Source organism: Methylobacterium symbioticum, from assembly GCF_902141845.1.
In the GTDB taxonomy this organism is placed as follows: domain Bacteria; phylum Pseudomonadota; class Alphaproteobacteria; order Rhizobiales; family Beijerinckiaceae; genus Methylobacterium; species Methylobacterium symbioticum.
In genome coordinates, this window is sequence record NZ_CABFPH010000003.1 from 113,297 (window position 1) to 133,532 (window position 20,236).

Here is a 20,236-nt window from a genome sequence, read left to right on the forward strand (position 1 = left end):
GCCTCACTCCACGCGGGCCGCCGCGGCGGCAATCTCATCGACCGTGCGGCCGGTCGCCACCGAGCACGGTTGCTCGTCCAAGATATCCGGGTCGCCCGGGCCGCGCGCGGCCGCGTCCTGCGACTTGATCAGCAGCCAGGATTCCTGGCGCTCGCGCGGTCGCGGCTTCATGCGCATCAGACGCCAGCGGCCGGTCAGCTTCTCGCCGTGCAGGCGAAAGGCCAGCGATCCGGATGCGAGCGCCGCCACCGCGTCGCCCTCGGGTTCCCAGGTGCCGCGGTCCCACAGCAGCACGACGCCCGCGCCGTACCGGCCCGGCGCGATCACGCCTTCGAAGTCGGCATAGCCCAGGCCGTGATCGGCCACCGCGATGGCAAGGCGGCGCTCGCCGGCGACGAGGCTCGGCCCCCGCGCGACCGCCCAGCTCTTCAGGGCGCCGCCGAGTTCCAGCCGGACATCGTAGTGCAGCCGGCGCGCGGCGTGCTTCTGCACGCGGTAGGCGAGGGCGTTGCCCTCACGCATGGCCGGAGCGCCCCGTATCCGCGTGCCGGCCCGGCGGGACGGCGCCGGCCGGACGAGCGGTGCCGCTGTCCCTGAGCGCGACCTCGGACTGGGCGCGGTGATCATCCAGCGGCATCGTGCCCCCCGTCAGGCCGGAACGCGACGGCCTGTAAGCTCGACGACAACCGCGCGCCGGACGCCTGGTTCTGCGGAGCGGACGAAATGCGCTGTCGTAGCGCACCGGATTGATCGCAGTCCCGTCGCGCGCCGGCGGCAGGCTGTGCGCAGGGAGGGATAACCGCGAAGCCGGCGCCGTCTCCGCGCATCCTGTCGCGCGATGCTACCGGTCTCGCCAACATCAGTCACGAACCGTGCGTGGTGCGGCGATCTGCTCTGATACCGCGACATACAACTCATCGTTGTTTATCTTCGACCGCTTCGGCCGCGCTATTCGGCAGATTACGAAACGGATTGGCAATCCATCCCGTCTAATCAAGCGGTCGAGTGCGCGGCGCCGACGGGCCCATCGGTCCGGTGCAGGAGCGCGCTCCAGGCCATGACCCGCTGCGCCCAGCCGGAGCCATGCGGTCATCTGCGGAATGCGCGCATCATGAGGCTCGGCTTTCGAAGGGCAAGGGCAGCGGATCCCGGTGGGGCCGCGGCCCGGCCCGGCTCCATTCTTCGCCCGGCTCTGCGCGCCCTGTCCGACTTTCGGCGGGCGAGGGGGGGCTCGGTGGCCGTCGAGTTCGGCTTCGTGGCCCTGCCGTTCCTGGCGCTCACCGGAGCCAGCCTGGAGGCTGGCCTGACCTATTTCGGGCAGGAGATCCTCCAGACCGCGGTCTCCGAGGCCGGCCGCCAGATCTATACGGGCCAGTTCCAGACGGCGCATGCGGGCACCACCGACCCGCAATTCCTGCTCGCCAATTTCCGCGCCGACATGTGTTCGCCCGGCGGGCAGGCCCGCGTCACCACGTTCCCCTGCGACAGAGTGAAAATCAGCATCACCAAGGCCGCGAGCTTCTCCGCCGCCACCCTCGTCCAGCCGGTGATCCGAAATCCCGATACCGGACTGACGGATTGGAATCCGGGGTTCCCGTCCTACACCTGCGCGCGTGCCAACGATATCATCATCGTTCAGGCGGTTGTCGACGTGCCGATCTACTTTCCGCTGCTCGGCGCCGTCTACGCGACGCTTCCCAATCGTCGCCGGGTTCTTCAGGCGGCCACGGTGTTTCAGGTCGAGCCGTTCGATTCGACCACAGCCTGTCCCTCCGGCACATGAGCAGGCCCCGACCCGGCGGTCTCGGCCGTTGCCTCACCCGGCTCCGATCCGATGCAGAGGGGACGGCAGCCCTTGAGTTCGCGCTGATCCTGCCGCTGATCGTGACGATCTATTTCGGCCTGACCGAATTGCTGCGCGCCGTCGACACCGGCCGCAAGGTCACGCTCTACGCGCGGACGATCGCCGATCTCTCGGGCCGGGCGACCAATGGCAGCCCCGTGGCGGCCGACATGGCCGCCATCGTCGACGCGGCCGGCGTGATCATGCGTCCCTATTCGACGGCGAGCCTGCAGGTCGCCATCCATGCCATGGGCGTGGGGAACGGCACGGGCACGCTCCTCGGCGGCGTGTGCTCCAGCTACCCGCCCGGCGCCCGGCCCGTGCGCACCCTCAACGGCACCGCGGGCCTGCCTGCCACGCCGTCGACCTTCGGATATGACGGCGCCCGCTACGTCCTGGCGGAGGTGTCCCTGCCCTACACCCCGATCGTCGGCTCGAATCTCTTTCGCCTGATCTTCGGCCGAACCGGATTGGTGTTCAGCCGGAAGATCTCCTGGGCGCAACGGCTCGACAAGGGTGAGGTGGTCATGCCGGGAGGTTCGCCGTGTCCGAGTTTCTGACCCGACATCCCGCGCGGCCCGGCCCGGCATCCCGGTACATGGACCCGGTCCTCCGGCGTTTCGTGCGGGCGCGCGGCGGACACGTGGCCGTCACCTTCGTCGTCTTCCTGATCCCCATCCTGTTCGCGGCCGGGGCCGCGATCGATTACGGCCGGCGCGGCGCCGCCAAGGCCGAGCTCGACGCGCTCCTGGACGCGGCGGTTCTCGGGGTGATCGCCCAGAAGACGAACACAATCACCGCGGCGATGGTGGATAGCGCGCGCGCGCAGTTCCTGGCGGACGCAGCCAAGGTGCCGGGCGTGACGAAGATCACCTCGTTCACGGCAACCCCGGTCCAGGGCGCCACCCAGCTCGGACTGACCGCTGCCTATACAGCGATCGTCCAGACCACGCTGAGCGGCCTCATGATGAAGACGGTCGGGATGACGATCGGCGGCCAGTCCAGCAGCGTGCGCCGGATCGCGCAATATATCGACTTCTATCTGCTGCTCGACAACTCGCCGTCGATGGGATTGGCCGCAACCAGCGCCGACATCCAGCGCATGCAGACTGTCGCCAACGGTTGCGCCTTCGCCTGTCATCTGCCCAACCCCAATGGATCGGAGAACCTGAACGACAATTATCACATCGCGAAGCGCAACAATATCAAGCTGCGCATCGATGTTCTGCGGAGCGCCGTGTCGAATCTCGTCGACTCGGCCAAGGCGAGCATGAGCCTGCCGCAGCAATTCCGGATGGAGATGTGGACGTTCAGCGATGTCCAGACCCGGCTGAGCCAATTGACGGCCGATCTCGAACAGGTCAAGCGCGCGTCGGCCCAGATCGATATGGCCACGTCCTATCAGGACCAACGCGACTGCCAGACTTCCTACGGTCCAACGCTGAGCAAGATGACCGACACGATTCCGGTGAGCGGCGACGGTGTGACGCCCGCGTCTCCGATCCGGTTCCTGTTCTTCGTCACCGATGGCGTGCAGGACCTGCCGTTCGCCCGCTCGAAGCCCCGTCCGACCATCGGATCCGTTATCAACGATGGCCGCTACATCGGTCCCATCGACCCGGCCCTGTGCCAATCGATGAAGGACAAGAAGATCCGGATCGGCATCATCTACACACAATATCTGCCGCTTTACAACAACGGCTTCTACAATTCCTACGTGAAGCCGTTCGAAAATAACATCGGTCCGCTTTTGAAGAGCTGTGCGACGGACGGTCTTTACTTTGCTGTCTCGACGAATGGCGACATCAATCAGGCCATGCAGCAGCTTTTCAGCGCGGCCATGTCGTCGGTGCGGATCACGAATTGAAGCGCTCCTTGCGCCGAACCAGGATCCGCTCCGGCGCAAGGAGCCTTGCAGGGCTCGTCCGGGTCGGCGGCGGCGCCCGAGACCGATCCCCCTCAGCCGCGGGCGCGGCGCTGCAGCGGCAGCCGATCGGCGGTGAGGCCGTGGATCAGCATGCCGCCGAGCATCGCGGCGACGAACAGGGCGATCTGGGGCAGGCCGAGCACGAGCCCGGCGAGCGCGGGGCCGGGGCAGAGGCCGGCAAGCCCCCAGCCGACGCCGAATAGGGCGGCGCCGCCGAGAAGGCGGCCGTCGATCCGCCGATTCGTCGGCACCTCGAAGCGGGGCGCCAGCACCGGCTTCGCCATCCGCGCCTTGAGCGCGTAGGCCAGCGCCGACACGCCGACCGCCCCCCCGAGGACGAAGGCGAGGCTTGGATCCCAGGCGCCCGCGATGTCGAGGAAGCCGAGCACCCGCTCCGGGTCCAGCATGCCGGACAGGGCGAGGCCGAAGCCGAAGAGCAGGCCGCTCACGAGCGCGGTTGCGATGCGGGGCGCGCTCATCGGCCCACCCCATGCCGGACCAGGAATACGGTGACGATCGCGGAGGCCATGAAGGTCGCTACCGCCGCGAAGGAGCGCGGCGACAGCCGGGCGAGGCCGCAGACGCCGTGGCCGCTGGTGCAGCCGGAGCCGAGCCGCGTGCCGTAGCCGACGAGGAGGCCCGCCACCACGAGCATCGGCCATGAGGCTTCGACGTGCAGGTCGGGCCAGTGGCCGGCCGCGAGCCGGAACAGGACCGGCCCCAGCAGCAGGCCGACGAGGAAGGCCGCGCGCCAGGCCGCGTCCCGCCCTGCCGGCCCGAGCAGGCCGCCGGCGATCCCGCTGATGCCGGCGATGCGGCCATTGGCGAGGAGAAGCAGCGCGGCCGCGGCGCCGATCAGCGCGCCGCCCGCGAACGGAGCGAGAAAGGCCATCTTGACGGATCTCCAATCTCCCCGAACAGCGCCGCTTGGCCGAGCGCCCGGATGCGCATCCGCTGCGATGGTCATGACGCGGGCCTCGCCCGGGCCGCACGGAATGGCGTGCGGCCCGCGAGATGCGGGTGACCGTGACCCGCGTCAAGAGGACAGTCGAGGATGTTCGGCGCGCGGCGCGACAACCGGGATCGCGGGCCGCCCGCGGGGGCCAACGGCGCCGGACCCCGCGCGCCTCTCAGCGTTCGTGGCCGGCCGAGGCGGTGGTCTCGCGAATGGGGGTGAGGACGTAGTCGATCACCCGGCGGGTGCCGGTATGGATCTCGGCCTGCACCGTCATGCCCGGCGTCAGCGCCACCGGCTTGCCCTCCGACACGATGTCGTTCCGCATCACCTCGATCGTCACCGGGAAGACCAGGTTCTGGGTCCGCGGGGCGCCGATCACCCCGTTGGTGCCCTGGCTGCGCGCCACAGAGAGAGCGTCGGTCGAGCCGCCGGCGTCCCGCTCGTCGATCGCGTCGCGCGAGATCCGCACCACCCGGCCTTCCGCCGTTCCGTAGCGCGTGAACGGGAAGGAATCGACCTTCACCGTCACCGTCTGGCCGGCCGTCACGAAGCCGATGTCCTTGTTGAGCACCAGGGCCTCGATCTCGACCGTCCCTGCGCTCGGCACCAGCACCAGAAGCGGCTGGCCCGGCGTCACCACCTGACCCACCGTGGTCACGGCGAGCTGCTGCACCGTGCCGTCGATCGGCGCGCGCAGCTGCATCCGCTCGCGGCGCAGGCGCGCCTTCACCACGTCCTGGCGCAGGCCGTCCACCTTCTGTGCCGTCTCGGTCAGCGCCTGGGCCTGCTTCGCGATGGTCTCGCTGGTCAGCTGCTCGATGCGCCGCTGCAGCGAGGCCGCCGCCGCCCGCGCCTCCACCAGCTGGCCCCGGTCATAGGCCAGCTCGGCCGAGACCTGCTCGACCTGCTGGAGGGCGTCGATCACCGCCGCACGGGTGCCGGCCGAGCGCGCCACCAGGGTCTCGCGCATGTCGGCGCGCTCGCGCAGCACCGTCTTCAGGCGCTCGCGCGCCTCGATGCTGCCGGTGAAGCGCTCCTCCTGCGCCGTCTTCTCGGTCAGCTGCGACTCGAGGGCGGCCCTTGTGGCATAGTGCTGGTTGAGCTCGCTCGTCATCGCCGCGCTCTCGCGCAGACGGACCGCCGGCGCGGTCTCGGGCGCGTAGTCCGGCTCCGCCTCCTTGCTGTCGGAGCGGATCGCCGCGATCGTGGCGGTGCGCCGGGCGATCTGCGCCGAGAGCGCGGCGAGCTCGTTCTCGCGAGCGGCGAGGTCGGCCGCCTGCTCGGTGGCGTCGAGGTCGATCAGCAGGTCGCCCGCCTTGACGCGGTCGCCGTTATGCACGGCGATCGCCTGGACCTTGCTGGTCTCGAAGGGCTGCAGCACCTTCGAACGTCCGGAGGGCTGCACCCGGCCCGAGGCTACGGCGAAGATGTCGAGGCTCGCCAGCACGCTCCAGAGCAGCGCGCAGGTGAACATCGCGCAGATCGTCCAAGTGAAGGCGGTGGCCAGCGGCGAGGCCGGCGTCTCGAGGATCTCGAGATGGGCGGGCAGGAATTCCTGATCCTGGCGGGTATCGGCCAGGGTGCGCATCCGGGCGGAGAGGGCACGGGGCGAGAGGTCGCGCGGCCGGATCGCCGGCAGGCGGGTGGCGATCCGGTCCAGGGCGGCTCCGGCCCGGTCGCGGGCACCGGGGCCACGCGAGGTCTCGGCCGGGAGCGATCCGCTCGGCTGAGGACTCGTTGAGGGGCTGGGGCTCATGCGGCGGCTCCCTGCTCGGCATGGTAGGATTGGAGACGCCAGAGGCGGCCGTAGAGGCTGTCGGGCCGGGCGACGAGGTCGCGGTGCGCGCCGTCCTCGACGATGCGGCCGTCCTGCATCGCGATGATGCGGTCGCAGCCCCGCACCGCGGCGAGGCGGTGGGCGATGATCACCACCGTGCGGCCCTGCACGATCAGCTTCATGTTCTCCTGGATGATGCGCTCGCTCTCGTAGTCGAGGGCCGAGGTGGCCTCGTCGAGGATCAGGATGCGCGGGTTGGTGGCGAGCGCCCTGGCGATCGCGAGGCGCTGGCGCTGGCCGCCCGAGAGGTTGGCGCCGCGCTCCTCGATCATCGTGTCGTAGCCGCGGGGCATGCGGTTGATGAACTCGTCGGCACCGGCCAGCCGCGCCACCTGGATGACCTGGGCCCGGCTCAGGCCGGGATTGGCCAGCGCGATGTTCTCGTGCACGCTCTTGTTGAAGAGCAGGTTCTCCTGCAGCACCACGCCGATCTGACGGCGGAGCCAGGCGGGATCGACCTGGGCGATGTCGATGCCGTCGACCAGCACCTGCCCCTTCTCGGGCAGGTAGAGGCGTTGCAGCAGCTTGGTCAGCGTCGACTTGCCGGAGCCCGAGGGGCCGACGATGCCGATCACCTGCCCGGCGGGGATGTCGAGCGAGACGTCCTTGAGCACCTCCGGCGCGCCCGGCTGGTAGCGGAACACGGCGTTGCGCACGGTGATCTGGCCCTTGGCCGGGGGCAGATGGGCCTGGGCCATCGAGCGGGTCTCGACGGGGGCGTTCAGCACGTCGCCGAGGCGCTCGATCGAGACCTTCACCTGCTGGAAGTTCTGCCAGAGCTGGCTGAGGCGCAGGATCGGCTGGGTGACCTGGCCCATGATCATGTTGAAGGCGATCAGGCTGCCGACGGTCATCTCGCCGGCCATCACCGCGTAGGCGCCGAAGAACAGCACCAGGGCCGTGGTGACGGCGTTGATGTACTGGATCGCGTTCTGGCCGAGGCTGCCGAGCAGGCCGGTGATGAAGCTCGTCTTCACATAGGCCGCCAGCCGCTCCTCCCACTGCACGCGCAGGGTCGGCTCCACCGCCATCGCCTTCACGGTGTGGATGCCGACGATCGACTCGATCAGGAACTGGTTGGACAGGGCCGAGCGGCTGAACTGCTCGAGCGTCTTCTCGCGCAGGATCGGGCGCAGCAGCACCGCCACGAGCACGTAGCAGGGGATCGACAGCGCCACGATCGTGCCGAGCACCGGCGAGTAGAAGAACAGGATCGCGATGAAGAGCAGGGTGAAGGGCACGTCGATGGCCGCGGTCAGCGCCTGTCCGGTGAGGAAGGCGCGCACCTGCTCCAGCTCGCGCACGCGCGCCACGGTCTGGCCGGCGGCGCGGGTCTCGAAATAGCCGAGCGGCAGGCGCATCAGGTGGTCGAACAGGCGTGCGCCGAGCTCGACGTCGATGCGGCTCGTGGTGTGGGTGAGGATGTACTGCCGCAGATATTGCAGCACGCCGTTGAACAGGCCGAGCGCCAGGAGGCCGACCACCACGAGGGTGAGGGTGGCGTAGCCCTTGTGGACCAGGACCTTGTCGATGACGATCTGGAAGAAGACCGGGGTGATCAGGGCGCAGAGCTGGATGAACAGCGAGGCGACGAGCACGGTGGCCAGCGGGCGTCGGTAGCGCCAGATCGAGGGCATGAACCAGGTCAGGCCGAAATCGGCCACGACCTTGGCGAGGCTGGCGCGGCGGGCCACGAGGATGACGGTACCGGTCCAGCGCGCGGTGACCGCCTCGGGCGCGAGGTGCTCGGCGGTGCGGGCGAGGGGATCGATGATGCGCCAGGTCCCGTCCTCGAGCCGGCGGCCGAGCAGGCGGTAGCTGCCGTCGTCGTATTGCAGGATGGCGGGGGTGGGCACGCTGTCGAGGCGCTGCGGCTTCTGGCGCTCCAGCAGGCGCACCTTGAGGCCGACCGATTTGCCCCCGCGCACGAGATCGATCGCCGAGGCGGCGCCCGCCCCGAGCCCGAGCTCGTGCCGGATCTGGCCGGCCTCGCATGCGACCTGATGGAACGAGGCCACCAGAACCAGGGCGCTCAAGCCCGAATCGAGGCGGCCCTGCGCCCCGGCCGCACCGGCCTGACCCGCATGGCCCTGACCCGCGCCGGCCTGAGCCGCCACCTGTATCCGTGGGGTCGGCGCCCCGTCCTGCCCGGCCCTGACGGCCGCTTCTGCAAACATACACGTCTCCCGGCACGGCCTCGCACACCGTCGCGTGGCGACGGCGCGAGCCGATGCTGCCCAGCCGTCGCGGCGGCGGGCGATTCCGATCACGGTCATGAGGGGTCGGCCACGATCGCCGCCCGTCAGCCCGCTGCTTCCTCCAGAATTGCGGCAGCACCAAGCCGACTCGATCGCGACTAACCGATCCGTGATCGGACATGGGAGCGTTGTCCGCGCGTTTCGGGGCCGGATCGACGGGGGAAGAACAATAGAGAGGCGTGTCGGGCTGAAGCGGAGTGCTCCACCGCTGTGCATCGATGCCGCGGATAGCCGAAAAACAAGGCGGAGGAGAATTTGCCCGCCCGCCTGATCGATCCTCGGAAAGGTTCGCAAAATAAGATTAAATGCGGGGCACTAGGCCGGCGCGTAAGACGTCTTCACTAGGCGTGGCTGTGCCATATCATGATCAGGTCTGGTCCCGGATCATCCCGTGCGGGCCTTGCCGGGCGGTCTGAGGCCGATCAGAGCCTGCGCGCGTCAGCCGCCGCGGCCTGCTGCGACCTCACCAGGGCGCCGGACTGAACCCGTCCGGGCACGGCGGCGGCACGGTCCCGGAGCGGCGGCAGGCCACGTAGTCGAGGGTGCGCGCGACGACCCGCTCGGAATAGGGTTTGGCAATGACGCCAAGCGCGCCGGCGAAATCGTCCGGGATGCGCTTGGCATTTGCGGTCATGAACACGACGGTGGTGCGCGGATCGGCGCTCAGCGCCCGGGCGACCTCCACGCCGGTCGGGCCGTCGACGAGGTGCACGTCCACGAGGGCGACGTCGGGCGCCGTCGAGCGGGCCAGCGCGATCGCCTCCTTCGAACTGCCGGCGACGCCCACCGTGACGTGGCCGAGATCGCCGAGCAGGCATTCGAGTTCCAGGGCGATCAACGCCTCGTCCTCGACCACGAGGACTCGCAGTCCCGAGTCCGACTCATGCATCATGGCGCGTCATGCGGCGGGTCTCCGATTGCAACTCTTAGTTGCGCTCTCCAGCGCTGAAGCTCAAGCGGGATCCGGCAGCGGAACGCTGATCTCCACCCGTGTCCCCGGTGGTCCATCGCTCCAGTCGATCCGGCCGCGCAGCTGCCGGACCAGCATCTCCACGAGGTTGCGGCCGAACCCGGCCGGGTTGGGCTCGGACGCCGCCATGCCGACGCCGTCATCGGCCACGGTCATGCGCAGGGTGTCCGCCTCGCGCCGGGCCGTCACGGTGACGAGGCCGGTCCGCTCCTCGGGAAAGGCGTGGCGGACCGCGTTGCTGGTCAATTCATGGATCATCAGGGCGAGCGGCGCGGCCATGGCGGCCGACACCGCCACCGGCTCCACGCTGGCCTCGACCCGGGTGCGCTCCCTGTCGAGGGCCGCGTTCACGTCCGAGAGGAAATCGCTCATGAAGTCCGCCAGATCGAAATGGCTGACGTCGTCCGAGGCATAGAGCATCCGGTGCGCGGTGGAGAGGGCACCGATCCGGTCGGCCATGCCCTGCAGCGCATCGCGGGCCTCCCCGTCGGGCGTGCGCCGCGCCTTCAGCAGCATCAGCGACGAGATCACCTGCAGGTTGTTCTTCACCCGGTGATCGACCTCGTGCAGCAGGGCCGTCTTCTGGGCGAGCGCGGATTCGAGATCCGCCGTGCGCGCACCGACCTGCCGCTCAAGCTCGTCGTTGGTGCCGCGCATGGCGGTCTCGAGCCGGCGCTTGTCGGTCATGTCCGCCTGGGCGGCGAAGAAATAGATCAGCCGTCCCTCGCGGTCGCGCACCGGGTTGATGGTCATGCCGTTCCAGAACGGCGTCCCGTCCTTCCGGTAATTCAGGATCTCGCCGGCATAGGGCACGGCCGCCTCGATCGCCGCGCGCATGCGGCCGACCTCGGCGCCGTCGGTGTCGGGCCCCTGCAGCATGCGGCAGTTCCGGCCGATCAGTTCGTGGCGCTCATAACCGGTGAGGCCAAGGAAGGCGTCGTTGATCCAGACGATGGGCCTGTCCGGGCGCCGCGCGTCGGTGACCAGCATCGGCGTCGGGCTCGCGTCGAAGGCGAGGGCGAAGGTGCCCGGCGCCAGCGCGATGTCCGGTGGAGCAGGCGCGTGCGTCATGCTGGATTCATCCGCGGCTGCCATCTCGGTGGCCGCCGCGTGATCGAGATGTTCCCCCCGGAGCTTCATCTCAACGGCCAGAATTCTGCAAATCCGTTAACGAACTATCGATCATGATCTCGCCGCCATGTCGAGATCCGGTACGCGCCCGGGTCCCGGATCCGAGTTCGAGGTCAAGGCGCTCGCGCCCGAGGAGTTCCCATCGCACCATGGTCCAAGTCGCTCCGCGCACAGGAAAGCAGGCCAGCCCCGAGATGAAGACCGGCGAGACGACGAGCGGCGCGCGCAAGCCCGGACAGACGCCCGGCAAGCCGCGGCTTCGCCTGAAGGATGTCCTCGAGGATGCGCGCATCGGCCTGATGCTGGCGCTCGGCTTCGCCTGCGGCCTGCCGATCCTCCTGGTGTTCTCGACGCTCTCGGCCTGGCTCGCCACAGCCGGGATCCAGCGCACCAGCATCGGCCTGCTCTCCTACGTCTCCTTCGCCTACTCGATGAAATTCCTCTGGGCGCCGGTGATCGATCGGTTCGACCTGCCGCTCGCCGCGCGTTGGCTCGGGCGGCGGCGGGCCTGGATGGTCCTCTCTCAAATCGTCGTGATCGCGGGATTGCTCGGCATGAGCCAGGGCAACCCGTCCGAGTCGCTGTTCTTCATCGTGGTCTGCGCGCTCGTCACCGCCTTCGCCTCGGCGACGCAGGACATCGTGGTCGATTCCTGGCGCATCGATGCGGCGCCGACCGAGCGGCAGGGCGTGATGCTCGCCGCCTACCAGCTCGGCTACGCGGTGGCCCGCGCCTTCGCAGGGGCCGGCGCCCTTTACATCGCGCAAGGGGCTGGCTGGCATCTCGCCTACAGCGCCATGGCGGCGCTGATGCTGGTCGGGCTGATCGCCGCCTTCCTGGCGCCGCGGCAGGATCCGGTCGCCGTCGAGGGCGAGCATCGCTCCCTCGCCACCACCCTGCGGATCGCCGTGGTCGATCCCTTCTCCGACCTGGTCGCGCGCAAGGGCTGGCGCCTCGTGGCGATCCTGGCGCTGATCATGCTCTACCGCCTGCCCGACATCATCTCGGGCGTCATGGCGCAGCCCTTCTACATCGAGCAGGGCTTCACCCTCACGGAGATCGCCAACGTGACGAAGGTCTACGGGGTGATCGTCGGCATCGTCGGAGCGCTCGCCGGCGGCTGGGCGGTGATCCGCTTCGGGCTGCAGGCCTCGCTCCTGTTCGGCGGCATCATCGCCGCGGCCTCCAACCTGATGTTCTCCTGGCTCGCGGTCTCGGGCCACGACACGGGCCTCTTCGTGCTCAGCATCTCGATCGACAACTTCGCCGGCAACTTCGCCGGCACGGCGCTGATCGCCTACATGTCGAGCCTCGCCTCGCCGGCCTTCGTGGCGACGCAGTACGCGCTCCTGTCCTCGCTCTACGCTCTGCCCGGCAAGTTCGTCGGCGGCTTCTCCGGCTACATGGTGGACGCGATGGGCTATCCCGTGTTCTTCGCCGCCTCGGCCGGGATCGGGATCCCGGTGGCCCTGCTCTGCCTGGTCCTGATCGCCCTGCGCGAAGGCCGCGCCGAGCCCGAGCCCGTGGCGCCGCCCGAGGCGGAGGCGATCGCGGCCAAGGCCTGAGCGGGGCGGGCCTGGTGGCGGCAAAGGGCTATGCGGAACCAAGCGGGTGCCCCCGCGCTTGCTCTGTCCGACGTTTCTGACCACGTTTTCGGCCCCATCAGCGGGAACGACCTGTGAGCGACATCACCCTCGCCGGAGAGACCCTGCCGGCCACCATCGACACCGTGGAGCGCACGCTGAGCGAGGCCGACCGCGCCGCCTTGCGGCGCGCGGTCCGGGCCCTGGAGCAGCCGGGCCTTGCCGCCCGGCTCTCGGCTGCGGCGGGCGCGCCCCTCGATATCATCGGGCGCTCGCTGCCCGCCCCGGTCACCGAGACGGTGGGGCGCAGCGCCGAGGCGGCGATGCGCGGCGCACTCCGGGTCGCGCTCGCGACCCTGCCGAAGAAAGAGGTCGTGCCGACATCCGGCACCGAGATCGAGGCTGCGACCGCGAAGGTAGAGGGGCGCCTGGAGCGCCTGCTCGGATCGAGCGAGGCGGTCCACAAGGCGATGGCCGCGGTGAGCGGAGCGGTGGGCGGCGCCTTCGGCCTCGCCACCCTGGCGGTGGAGTTACCGGTCTCCACGACCCTGATGCTGCGCTCCATCGCCGAGATCGCCCGCGAGGAGGGCGAGGATCTCGAGACGCCGGAGGGCGTGCTCGCCTGCATGCAGGTCTTCGCCCTCGGCGGGCGCCGCGGCGAGACGCAGGTGCTGGCCACCGGGCTGACCGAGAGCGGCTACTTCGCCGTGCGCGCGGCGCTCGCCAAGACCATGGCCGAGGCGGCGCGCTATGCCGGCAGCAAGGCGCTTCTCGACGAGGGGGCGCCTGTCCTGGTCCGTCTCACCGCGCAGATCGCGGCCCGCTTCGGCATCGTGGTCTCGCAGAAGGTGGCCGCCCAGGCGGTGCCGGTCCTCGGCGCGATCGGCGGCGCCACCGTCAACACCGCCTTCATGAACCACTTCCAATCGACCGCCCGCGCCCATTTCACCGTGCGGCGGCTGGAGCGGATCTACGGCCAGGACGTCGTCCGGACCGCCTACGAGGCGGAGAAGGCCGCGCTCGGGATCGCCTGAACCGGTTCCGGCGCCCGCCCGGTCCGCGGCCTGATCGACCGTCCCGACGCGATCGGTCGGATTTGTTATGAGCCGGCAAAACTCCTATCACAGGACCTGAACGGACCTGGACGGGGAGCTTGGTGCTGATCGGCAATCTGGAGATGATCGGCCGCCTCGCGCTGGCGGCGGTGCTCGGCAGCGTGGTCGGGCTCGAACGCCAGCGGCTGCTCTGGGCCGCGGGCCTGCGCACTCACATGCTGGTCTGCGTCGGGGCCTGCCTGTTCATGCTGGTCTCGGCCTTCGGCTTCGGCGATGTGACCGGCCAGAGCCACGTCGTCCTCGATCCCTCGCGCGTCGCCGCCCAGGTCGTCTCGGGGATCGGGTTCCTAGGGGCCGGCACCATCCTCCTGCGCGGCGAGATGGTGAAGGGCCTGACCACCGCGGCGAGTCTCTGGGCCGTGGCCGCGATTGGCCTCGCCAGCGGCGGCGGCCTCTACGTGCCGGCCTTCGCCGCCACCGCGATCGTGCTCGCCATCCTCGGCGGCGTGAAGCCGTTGGAGGAGCGCTGGCAGGCCCGGCTGCAGCCCCGATCCTTGCGCATCGTCGCGCGCGCCGGCGCGCTCTCGCTGGAGAGCGTGCAGGAGGCCGCCGGCCTGCCGGCCTCGCGCATCCGCCAGTTCATCCTGCGCCCGGCGGACGCGGCGGGCTGCGACGAGATCCAGCTGGCGCTCACGCGCCTCTCGCCCGCCCAGGCCGAGCGCGTGGCGCGCATCCTGCGGGCGCTGCCCGAGGTCGAGAGCGTCGCCGTCGAGCCGGACTGATCCTATTCCGCTGCCTTGGTGGCCGGGCCGGTGCCGTTGTCGAGGAACAGGCGGTAGGCCGGGTTGTCGGTCTCGTCGAAACAGGGGTAGCCCAGGGCCTCCAGTGCCGCGTCGAAGCGGGCGCGGTCGGCCGGGCGCACCTCGATCCCGGCGAGGACGCGGCCGTAATCGGCCCCGTGGTTCCGGTAGTGGAACAGGCTGATGTTGAAGTCCTCGCCCAGCGCCTCGAGGAACTTCAGCAGAGCGCCCGGCCGCTCCGGGAACTGGAAGCGGTAGAGCCGCTCATGGACGAGGCCGAGGGCCCGCCCGCCCACCATGTAGCGGACATGGACCTTGGCCATCTCGTTGTCGCTCATGTCGAGGACGCCGTAGCCGGCCTCCTTCAGCGAGGCGATCAGCGCGCGCTTCTCGGGCTTGCCGCCCGCGAGGTTGATGCCGACGAAGATCTGCGCGTCGGCGCCGCGGGCGTAGCGATAGTTGAACTCGGTGATGGCGCGCGGCCCCAGCGCCCGGATGAAGGCGCGGTAGGCGCCCGCCCGCTCCGGGATGGTGACGCCGATCAGCGCCTCGCGCTCCTCGCCGATCTCGGCCCGCTCGGCGATGTGGCGGAGCCGGTCGAAGTTCAGGTTGGCGCCCGACGAGATGGCGATCAGCGTGCCCGCGCCGCCATGCTCGGCCGCCCAGGCCTTGGCGCCGGCGAGCGACAGCGCCCCGGAGGGCTCGGACACGGCGCGGGTGTCGTCGAAGATGTCCTTTACCGCCGCGCACATGGCGTCGGTGTCCACGGTGATCACCCCGTCGAGATGCTCGCGGCAGAGGCGGAAGGTCTCCTCGCCGGCCTGGCGCACGGCGACGCCGTCGGCGAACAGGCCGACGGTGGGCAGCGTCACCCGCGCGTCGGCCTTCAGCGCCTCGGCCATGCAGGCGGCATCGTCCGGCTCGACGCCGATCACCTTGGTCTCGGGGCGGAGATACTTCACGATCGTACTGATCCCGGCCGCGAGCCCACCGCCGCCGATCGGCACGAAGATCGCCTCGATCGGCCCCGGATGGTGCTCCAGGATCTCCTTGCCGATCGTGCCCTGGCCGGCGATCACGTCGGGATCGTCGAAGGGATGGAGGAAGGTCAGGCCCTGCTCGGCCTCGAGCCGGCGCGCCTCGGTGAGGGCCTCGTCGAAGGTGTCGCCGTGCAGCACCACCTCGGCGCCGCGCGCCCGGCAGGCATCGACCTTGATGGCGGGGGTGGTGCGCGGCATCACGATCACGGCGCGCGCGCCGAGCTTGGCGGCGCCGAGCGCCACACCCTGCGCGTGGTTGCCGGCCGAGGCGCAGACCACGCCGCGGCCGAGCTGCTCGGCATCGAGCCCGGCCATCTTGTTGTAGGCGCCGCGCAGCTTGAACGAGAAGACCGGCTGCAGATCCTCGCGCTTCAGGAGCACCGGGCGGCCGAGCCGGGCCGTCAGCCGCGGCATCGGGTCGAGCGGGCTCTCGATCGCCACGTCGTAGACGCGGGCGGTGAGGATCTTGCGGATATAGTCGGTGGCCGGGCGGTCGGTCGTCATGCCCGCCGAGATAGACCTTCGCGCCGCGAGATGCGAGCGCCCGAAACGCCGGGCGGCCGCGGGGCAGCCATGATCCCGTTACGACAGGCGCTCGATCAGCGCGGCGATCCAGACGAGGGCCGCGATCATCTGCGCCAGGAAGGTCCCGGCCGAGGCGAGGTCCTTGACCGTGCCGATGGCCGGGTGCCGATCCGGATGCAGGTGATCGCAGAGCTTCTCCATCGCCGTGTTCAGGAACTCGGCGGCGAGCATCAGCAGCAGGCTCGCCACGAGCGCGACCTTCACCCAGAGGCCCGAACCGAGCACGAGGGCGACGGGCACGCCGAGGGCGAGCAGCGCCAGCTCCTGGCGCACCGCCCGTTCGGTGCGGGCCCCGTGGCGGAGGCCCCGCCAGGAATTGAGGAAGGCGAGGACGAGCGCGCCCATCAGGCCGCGCCCCCCGGCACGGCGCGGGCGATCCACTTGGCCAGAAGCGGGCCGGTCACCAGCACCACGAACAGCCGCAGCGTCTGCACCGCCAGCACGAAGGAGACGTCGGCGTTCGAGCCCACCGCGATGATCGCCACCGAATCGAGCCCGCCGGGGCTCGTCGCCAGGAAGGCGGTGAGGAAGTCGATGGCGAGGAGATGGGTCAGCGCGTAGGCCCAGCCGCCGCAGAGCAGGATCACCGCGAAGGTCGCCACCAGGATTCCGGGCAGCGCCCGGATCGTGAGCCTGAGGGTCTCGCGGGTGAAGCGCAGGCCGACATACCAGCCGATGGCCGCGTAGGCGAGGTCGAGCACCGGCGGCGGCAGGTCCATGCGGACGAGGCCGGCGGCGTGCAGCCCGGCGCCGAGGATCATCGGGCCGACGAGGGCGCCGGCCGGCACGCGGAGCGCCATGGCGACCGCTGCGCCGACCGAGGCGACCACGAGGGTGGTGAATACGGAGGCGGCGGAGGCCGCCTCGGCCGCCTGGTCGGGCCCGGCCGGGAGCGGGCTGCCCTGGAGCAGGATCCGGGTCACGAGGGAGGCCGAGAGCACCACGGCCACGACGCGCACATATTGCATGAAGGCGACGAGGCGGGGATCGGCGCCAAACTCCTCCGACATCGCCACCATGGCCGAGGCCCCGCCGGGCGAGGAGCCCCAAGCGGCGGTGGTGCCGGGCAGGACGCGCAGGCGGGTCAACGCCCAGCCGACCACGCCGCCCGCCGCGACGGTGACGAGGACCACGGCGATGATCACGAAGCCGTCATCGGCCAGGGTGTTGGCGATCGAGCCGGTCACGGCATGGGCGACGAGGCAGCCGATCATCGCCTGGGCCGCCTGGAATCCAGCGCGCGGCAGCGCGAGCCGCGCACCCGTCACCCCGAAGGCGATGGCCGCGAGCATCGGCCCGAGCAGCAGCGCCGCCGGGAAATGGGCCGCGTGCAGACCGTAGGCGAGGAGGGCGGAGACCGCGACGAGCGCGCTCCAGAGACCGAAGGTTCGAAGGTGGGACACGGGGAGAATCTGGTGTGCCATGCGAGCGGCACGGCCGCGCTACACCGCTTCGGCCCGCCTGTCACGGCGCAGCAAGGGTGCAGGGGGTGACGGCGGCGCGGCATCGTCGCGGCAGGCCGCCGTGCCGGCGGGGGCATGGCCGCGCAGGAAGGCGGCGAGATGGGCAAGGCCCGGGGCGCGCGGGTCGCTGGTGCGCCAAGCGAGCGCGATGGTGCGGCCGGGCCCGTCCGCGTCGAAGCCGCGCGTCACGGTGAGCCCGCTCGGATCCGGCCCGGCGGGCACCGCGAGCGCGGGAAGCAGGGTGTAGCCGGCCCCCGCCGCCACCATCGAGCGGAGCGTCTCCAGGCTGGTGGCGTGGCGGCCGGCCGAGCCGCCGGCGCCGCAGGCCGCCACCGTCTGGTCGCGCAGGCAGTTGCCCTCGTCGAGGAGCAGGAGATCGGGGCCGGCGATGTCGGTGGCACGCAACGCTCCGCCCTGCGCCAGCGGATGCTCGGCCGGGCAGGCGAGCCAGAACGGCTCCACGAAGAGCGGCGAGACCGTCAGGGCGGTCGCCGGCAGCGGCAGCGAGATCAGCGCGGCGTCGATCCGACCCTCGCGCAGGCCATCGACGATCTCGGCGGTGCGCAATTCGCTGAGCGCCAGGGCGAGGAGCGGGAATTCCTGGCGCAGCAGGCGCAGGATGAGAGGGAAGTAGTAGGGCCCGAGCGTCTGGATCGCCGCGAGGACGAGACGGCCGGTCAGCGGCGAGCCGCGGCCCTCCGTCGCGAGCGCCAGCAGGCGCTGCGCCTCGGCCAGCACCGTGCGCGCCTGCCGCACGATGATCTGGCCGGCGGGGGTGAGCAGCACGCGGCGGTTCGAGCGCTCGAACAGGACGAGTCCCAGCGCCCCCTCCAGCTTGCGCACCTGCACGGAGAGCGTCGGCTGGCTGACGTTGCAGCGCTCCGCGGCCCGGCCGAAATGGCCCTCGTCCGCGACGGCGACGACATATTCGAGATCGCGCAGGGAAAGGCCCATCAGGTTCATAGGCTGCGTCTATCACAATCTTTGTGACGATGCATTTGCCTCAGGGTCACAGCGGGGTCATAACCCGTGTCCAGAACGGTTCCAGGCTGACCGCGTTGTCCGCCTGAACCTGTGGTTTCTTAACGAGAGACGGTAGGCATGAGCGATCAACGCCCGATCCTGACCACCCGCCAGGGCCATCCGGTCCGGGACAACCAGAGCCTGCGCACGGTCGGCGAGCGAGGCCCGGCGACCCTCGAGAACTACCAGTTCATCGAGAAGATCACCCATTTCGACCGCGAGCGCATTCCGGAGCGCGTGGTGCATGCCCGCGGCGCCGGCGCCCATGGCTGGTTCGAGGCCTATGGCAAGATCGGCGACGAGCCGGCCTCCAAGTACACTCGCGCCCGCGTGCTCAACGAGACCGGCGTGAAGACGCCGATGTTCGTGCGCTTCTCGACCGTGGCCGGCGCCAAGGAGAGCCCCGAGACCGAGCGCGACCCGCGCGGCTTCGCGGTGAAGTTCAAGACCGTCGAGGGCAACTGGGACCTCGTCGGCAACAACCTCAAGGTCTTCTTCATCCGCGACGCGATCAAGTTCCCGGACATGATCCACGCGTTCAAGCCGGACCCGGTGACCAACCGCCAGGAGGCGTGGCGCTTCTTCGACTTCGTGGCCCAGCACCCGGAGTCGATCCACATGGTGACCTGGCTGAAGTCGCCCTGGGGCATCCCCGCCAACTATCGCGAGATGGAGGGCTCGGGCGTCAACACCTACAAGCTGGTCAACGACCAGGGCGAGGCGGTGCTCTGCAAGTTCCACTGGATCCCGAAGCAGGGCGTGCGCAACCTGACCTCGGCCCAAGCGTCCGAGATCCAGGCCAAGGATGTCGGCCACGCGACGCGCGACCTCTACGACAACATCTCCGCCGGCAACTTCCCCGAGTGGGAGTTCGCGGTGCAGATCATGCCGGACGGCCCGAACGACCATCTCTCGTTCGACCCGCTCGACGACACGAAGCGCTGGCCCGAGGACCAGTTCCCGCTCCTGAAGTGCGGCCGCATGGTGCTCGACCGGGTGCCCGACAACTTCTTCGCGGAAGTGGAGCAGTCGGCCTTCGGCACCGGCGTGCTCGTGGACGGCATCGACTTCTCGGACGACAAGATGCTGCAGGGCCGGACCCTGTCCTACTCGGACACGCAGCGCTACCGCGTCGGCGCCAACTACCTGCAGCTGCCGATCAACGCGCCGCAGCCCGGCGTGAAGGTCTATTCGAACCAGCGCGACGGCGTGATGACCTATCAGGTCGACGGCACGGGCCCGAACCGGCACATCAACTATGAGCCCTCGACCCTGGCCGAGGGCCTGCGCGAGGCGCCCAAGCCGGCCCGTGACTATCACCAGCCGGTGAGCGGCAATCTCGGCCGCTACCAGACCTCGCGCGCCGAGGACGACTACGCCCAGGCCGGCGCCCGCTACCGCTCCTTCGAGGATTGGGAGCGCGAGGACCTGATCGCCAACCTCGTGGCCGACATGAAGCAGTGCCCGGAGCCCATCCAGCTCCGGATGGTCTGGCACTTCTGGCACGCCGACGAGGATTACGGCCGCCGCGTCGCCGAGGGTGCGGGCATCGACCTGGAGAAGGCCAAGGCCCTGCCGCCGCTGCCGGGCCGCGCCGCCCCGCACAAGCGCCTCCAGGCCGAGACCTACACGGACGGCACGCAGTCCCATAAGGTCGCCGCCGAGTAACAGCGGCGCCCGATCGAAGCCTTCTGCCCCGCGCGGCTCCCGCCGCGCGGGGTTTTCGTTTGGCGCCGCGCGTCCCCACATCGACGACTGGAACG

Annotated in this window: 18 protein-coding genes; 7 read left to right on the forward strand and 11 right to left on the reverse strand. The window is 70.0% G+C overall.

The window, feature by feature from the left end; all coding sequences use genetic code 11:
* Positions 1 to 3 precede the first annotated feature (3 nt).
* A complete protein-coding gene (locus MET9862_RS02215; protein WP_185156722.1) occupies positions 4 to 522 on the reverse strand; it encodes a DNA polymerase ligase N-terminal domain-containing protein in 519 nt (172 codons plus the stop codon).
* A gap of 712 nt (positions 523 to 1,234) precedes the next feature.
* Here MET9862_RS02215 and MET9862_RS02220 point away from each other — a divergent pair.
* Genes MET9862_RS02220 through MET9862_RS02230 form a run of 3 tightly spaced genes read left to right on the forward strand, consistent with a single transcriptional unit; the run spans position 1,235 to position 3,710 of the window.
* Positions 1,235 to 1,783: a TadE/TadG family type IV pilus assembly protein gene (locus MET9862_RS02220; RefSeq protein WP_244612523.1), complete on the forward strand. Its 549-nt coding sequence runs from the start codon at positions 1,235 to 1,237 to the stop codon at positions 1,781 to 1,783.
* Positions 1,780 to 2,403, forward strand: coding sequence for a TadE/TadG family type IV pilus assembly protein (locus tag MET9862_RS02225; protein ID WP_142581478.1), 624 nt, complete (start codon positions 1,780 to 1,782; stop codon positions 2,401 to 2,403). The genes MET9862_RS02220 and MET9862_RS02225 overlap by 4 nt, the downstream gene beginning before the upstream one ends.
* A complete protein-coding gene (locus MET9862_RS02230) occupies positions 2,388 to 3,710 on the forward strand; it encodes a TadE/TadG family type IV pilus assembly protein (RefSeq protein ID WP_244612524.1) in 1,323 nt (440 codons plus the stop codon). Before MET9862_RS02225 ends, MET9862_RS02230 begins: the two co-directional genes overlap by 16 nt.
* Before the next feature lie 92 nt (positions 3,711 to 3,802).
* Here the strand turns inward: MET9862_RS02230 and MET9862_RS02235 are convergent, their stop codons facing one another.
* The 6 genes from MET9862_RS02235 to MET9862_RS02260 form a co-directional block, all read right to left on the reverse strand.
* On the reverse strand, positions 3,803 to 4,249 hold the full coding sequence (locus tag MET9862_RS02235) for a YeeE/YedE family protein (RefSeq protein ID WP_142581479.1): 447 nt from the start codon (positions 4,247 to 4,249) through the stop codon (positions 3,803 to 3,805).
* Positions 4,246 to 4,662, reverse strand: a complete 417-nt coding sequence (locus MET9862_RS02240; RefSeq protein WP_142581480.1) for a YeeE/YedE family protein — start codon at positions 4,660 to 4,662, stop codon at positions 4,246 to 4,248. The genes MET9862_RS02235 and MET9862_RS02240 overlap by 4 nt, the downstream gene beginning before the upstream one ends.
* 238 nt (positions 4,663 to 4,900) lie before the next feature.
* Positions 4,901 to 6,484 carry an HlyD family type I secretion periplasmic adaptor subunit gene (locus MET9862_RS02245; RefSeq protein WP_142581481.1) on the reverse strand — a complete coding sequence of 528 codons (1,584 nt, stop codon included), beginning with the start codon at positions 6,482 to 6,484 and terminating at the stop codon, positions 4,901 to 4,903.
* On the reverse strand, positions 6,481 to 8,742 hold the full coding sequence (locus tag MET9862_RS02250) for a type I secretion system permease/ATPase (protein WP_142581482.1): 2,262 nt from the start codon (positions 8,740 to 8,742) through the stop codon (positions 6,481 to 6,483). Before MET9862_RS02250 ends, MET9862_RS02245 begins: the two co-directional genes overlap by 4 nt.
* 544 nt (positions 8,743 to 9,286) lie before the next feature.
* A complete protein-coding gene (locus tag MET9862_RS02255) occupies positions 9,287 to 9,715 on the reverse strand; it encodes a response regulator (RefSeq protein WP_142581483.1) in 429 nt (142 codons plus the stop codon).
* 60 nt (positions 9,716 to 9,775) lie between these two features.
* Positions 9,776 to 10,864 (reverse strand): PAS domain-containing protein, encoded by a 1,089-nt coding sequence (locus MET9862_RS02260; protein ID WP_142581484.1) that lies wholly within the window; start codon positions 10,862 to 10,864, stop codon positions 9,776 to 9,778.
* 209 nt (positions 10,865 to 11,073) lie between these two features.
* Between MET9862_RS02260 and MET9862_RS02265 the strand changes: the two genes are divergently transcribed.
* The 3 genes from MET9862_RS02265 to MET9862_RS02275 all read left to right on the forward strand — a co-directional run bounded on the left by MET9862_RS02265 (position 11,074) and on the right by MET9862_RS02275 (position 14,344).
* Entirely contained in the window at positions 11,074 to 12,489 is a 1,416-nt protein-coding gene (locus tag MET9862_RS02265; protein ID WP_244612525.1) for an AmpG family muropeptide MFS transporter, read from the forward strand.
* A gap of 113 nt (positions 12,490 to 12,602) precedes the next feature.
* Positions 12,603 to 13,541 carry an EcsC family protein gene (locus tag MET9862_RS02270; protein WP_142581485.1) on the forward strand — a complete coding sequence of 313 codons (939 nt, stop codon included), beginning with the start codon at positions 12,603 to 12,605 and terminating at the stop codon, positions 13,539 to 13,541.
* 143 nt (positions 13,542 to 13,684) lie between these two features.
* Complete coding sequence (locus tag MET9862_RS02275) at positions 13,685 to 14,344, forward strand: MgtC/SapB family protein (RefSeq protein ID WP_438616589.1); 660 nt, start codon at positions 13,685 to 13,687, stop codon at positions 14,342 to 14,344.
* Between the two features lie 2 nt (positions 14,345 to 14,346).
* Here the strand turns inward: MET9862_RS02275 and ilvA are convergent, their stop codons facing one another.
* The 4 genes from ilvA to MET9862_RS02295 all read right to left on the reverse strand — a co-directional run bounded on the left by ilvA (position 14,347) and on the right by MET9862_RS02295 (position 18,413).
* Positions 14,347 to 15,906: a threonine ammonia-lyase, biosynthetic gene (gene ilvA, locus MET9862_RS02280; protein WP_142581486.1), complete on the reverse strand. Its 1,560-nt coding sequence runs from the start codon at positions 15,904 to 15,906 to the stop codon at positions 14,347 to 14,349.
* Between the two features lie 78 nt (positions 15,907 to 15,984).
* Positions 15,985 to 16,332 carry a diacylglycerol kinase gene (locus MET9862_RS02285; protein ID WP_142581487.1) on the reverse strand — a complete coding sequence of 116 codons (348 nt, stop codon included), beginning with the start codon at positions 16,330 to 16,332 and terminating at the stop codon, positions 15,985 to 15,987.
* Complete coding sequence (locus MET9862_RS02290) at positions 16,332 to 17,390, reverse strand: AbrB family transcriptional regulator (RefSeq protein ID WP_438616588.1); 1,059 nt, start codon at positions 17,388 to 17,390, stop codon at positions 16,332 to 16,334. Before MET9862_RS02290 ends, MET9862_RS02285 begins: the two co-directional genes overlap by 1 nt.
* A gap of 39 nt (positions 17,391 to 17,429) precedes the next feature.
* Complete coding sequence (locus tag MET9862_RS02295; RefSeq protein WP_142581489.1) at positions 17,430 to 18,413, reverse strand: LysR substrate-binding domain-containing protein; 984 nt, start codon at positions 18,411 to 18,413, stop codon at positions 17,430 to 17,432.
* Between the two features lie 138 nt (positions 18,414 to 18,551).
* On the opposite strand from MET9862_RS02295, the gene MET9862_RS02300 reads away from it, so the two are divergent.
* Positions 18,552 to 20,141, forward strand: coding sequence for a catalase (locus MET9862_RS02300; RefSeq protein ID WP_142581490.1), 1,590 nt, complete (start codon positions 18,552 to 18,554; stop codon positions 20,139 to 20,141).
* Positions 20,142 to 20,236: the final 95 nt, after the last annotated feature.

Bases quoted from the DNA above. Each gene is read 5' to 3' on its own strand.
- ilvA (WP_142581486.1), bottom strand. From the start codon at position 15,906: ATGACGACCGACCGCCCGGCCACCGACTATATCCGCAAGATCCTCACC.
- MET9862_RS02240 (WP_142581480.1), bottom strand. From the start codon at position 4,662: ATGGCCTTTCTCGCTCCGTTCGCGGGCGGCGCGCTGATCGGCGCCGCG.
- MET9862_RS02255 (WP_142581483.1), bottom strand. From the start codon at position 9,715: ATGATGCATGAGTCGGACTCGGGACTGCGAGTCCTCGTGGTCGAGGAC.
- MET9862_RS02235 (WP_142581479.1), bottom strand. From the start codon at position 4,249: ATGAGCGCGCCCCGCATCGCAACCGCGCTCGTGAGCGGCCTGCTCTTC.
- MET9862_RS02260 (WP_142581484.1), bottom strand. From the start codon at position 10,864: ATGACGCACGCGCCTGCTCCACCGGACATCGCGCTGGCGCCGGGCACC.
- MET9862_RS02295 (WP_142581489.1), bottom strand. From the start codon at position 18,413: ATGAACCTGATGGGCCTTTCCCTGCGCGATCTCGAATATGTCGTCGCC.
- MET9862_RS02215 (WP_185156722.1), bottom strand. From the start codon at position 522: ATGCGTGAGGGCAACGCCCTCGCCTACCGCGTGCAGAAGCACGCCGCG.
- MET9862_RS02275 (WP_438616589.1), top strand. From the start codon at position 13,685: ATGATCGGCCGCCTCGCGCTGGCGGCGGTGCTCGGCAGCGTGGTCGGG.
- MET9862_RS02225 (WP_142581478.1), top strand. From the start codon at position 1,780: ATGAGCAGGCCCCGACCCGGCGGTCTCGGCCGTTGCCTCACCCGGCTC.
- MET9862_RS02300 (WP_142581490.1), top strand. From the start codon at position 18,552: ATGAGCGATCAACGCCCGATCCTGACCACCCGCCAGGGCCATCCGGTC.
- MET9862_RS02245 (WP_142581481.1), bottom strand. From the start codon at position 6,484: ATGAGCCCCAGCCCCTCAACGAGTCCTCAGCCGAGCGGATCGCTCCCG.
- MET9862_RS02285 (WP_142581487.1), bottom strand. From the start codon at position 16,332: ATGGGCGCGCTCGTCCTCGCCTTCCTCAATTCCTGGCGGGGCCTCCGC.
- MET9862_RS02265 (WP_244612525.1), top strand. From the start codon at position 11,074: ATGGTCCAAGTCGCTCCGCGCACAGGAAAGCAGGCCAGCCCCGAGATG.
- MET9862_RS02250 (WP_142581482.1), bottom strand. From the start codon at position 8,742: ATGTTTGCAGAAGCGGCCGTCAGGGCCGGGCAGGACGGGGCGCCGACC.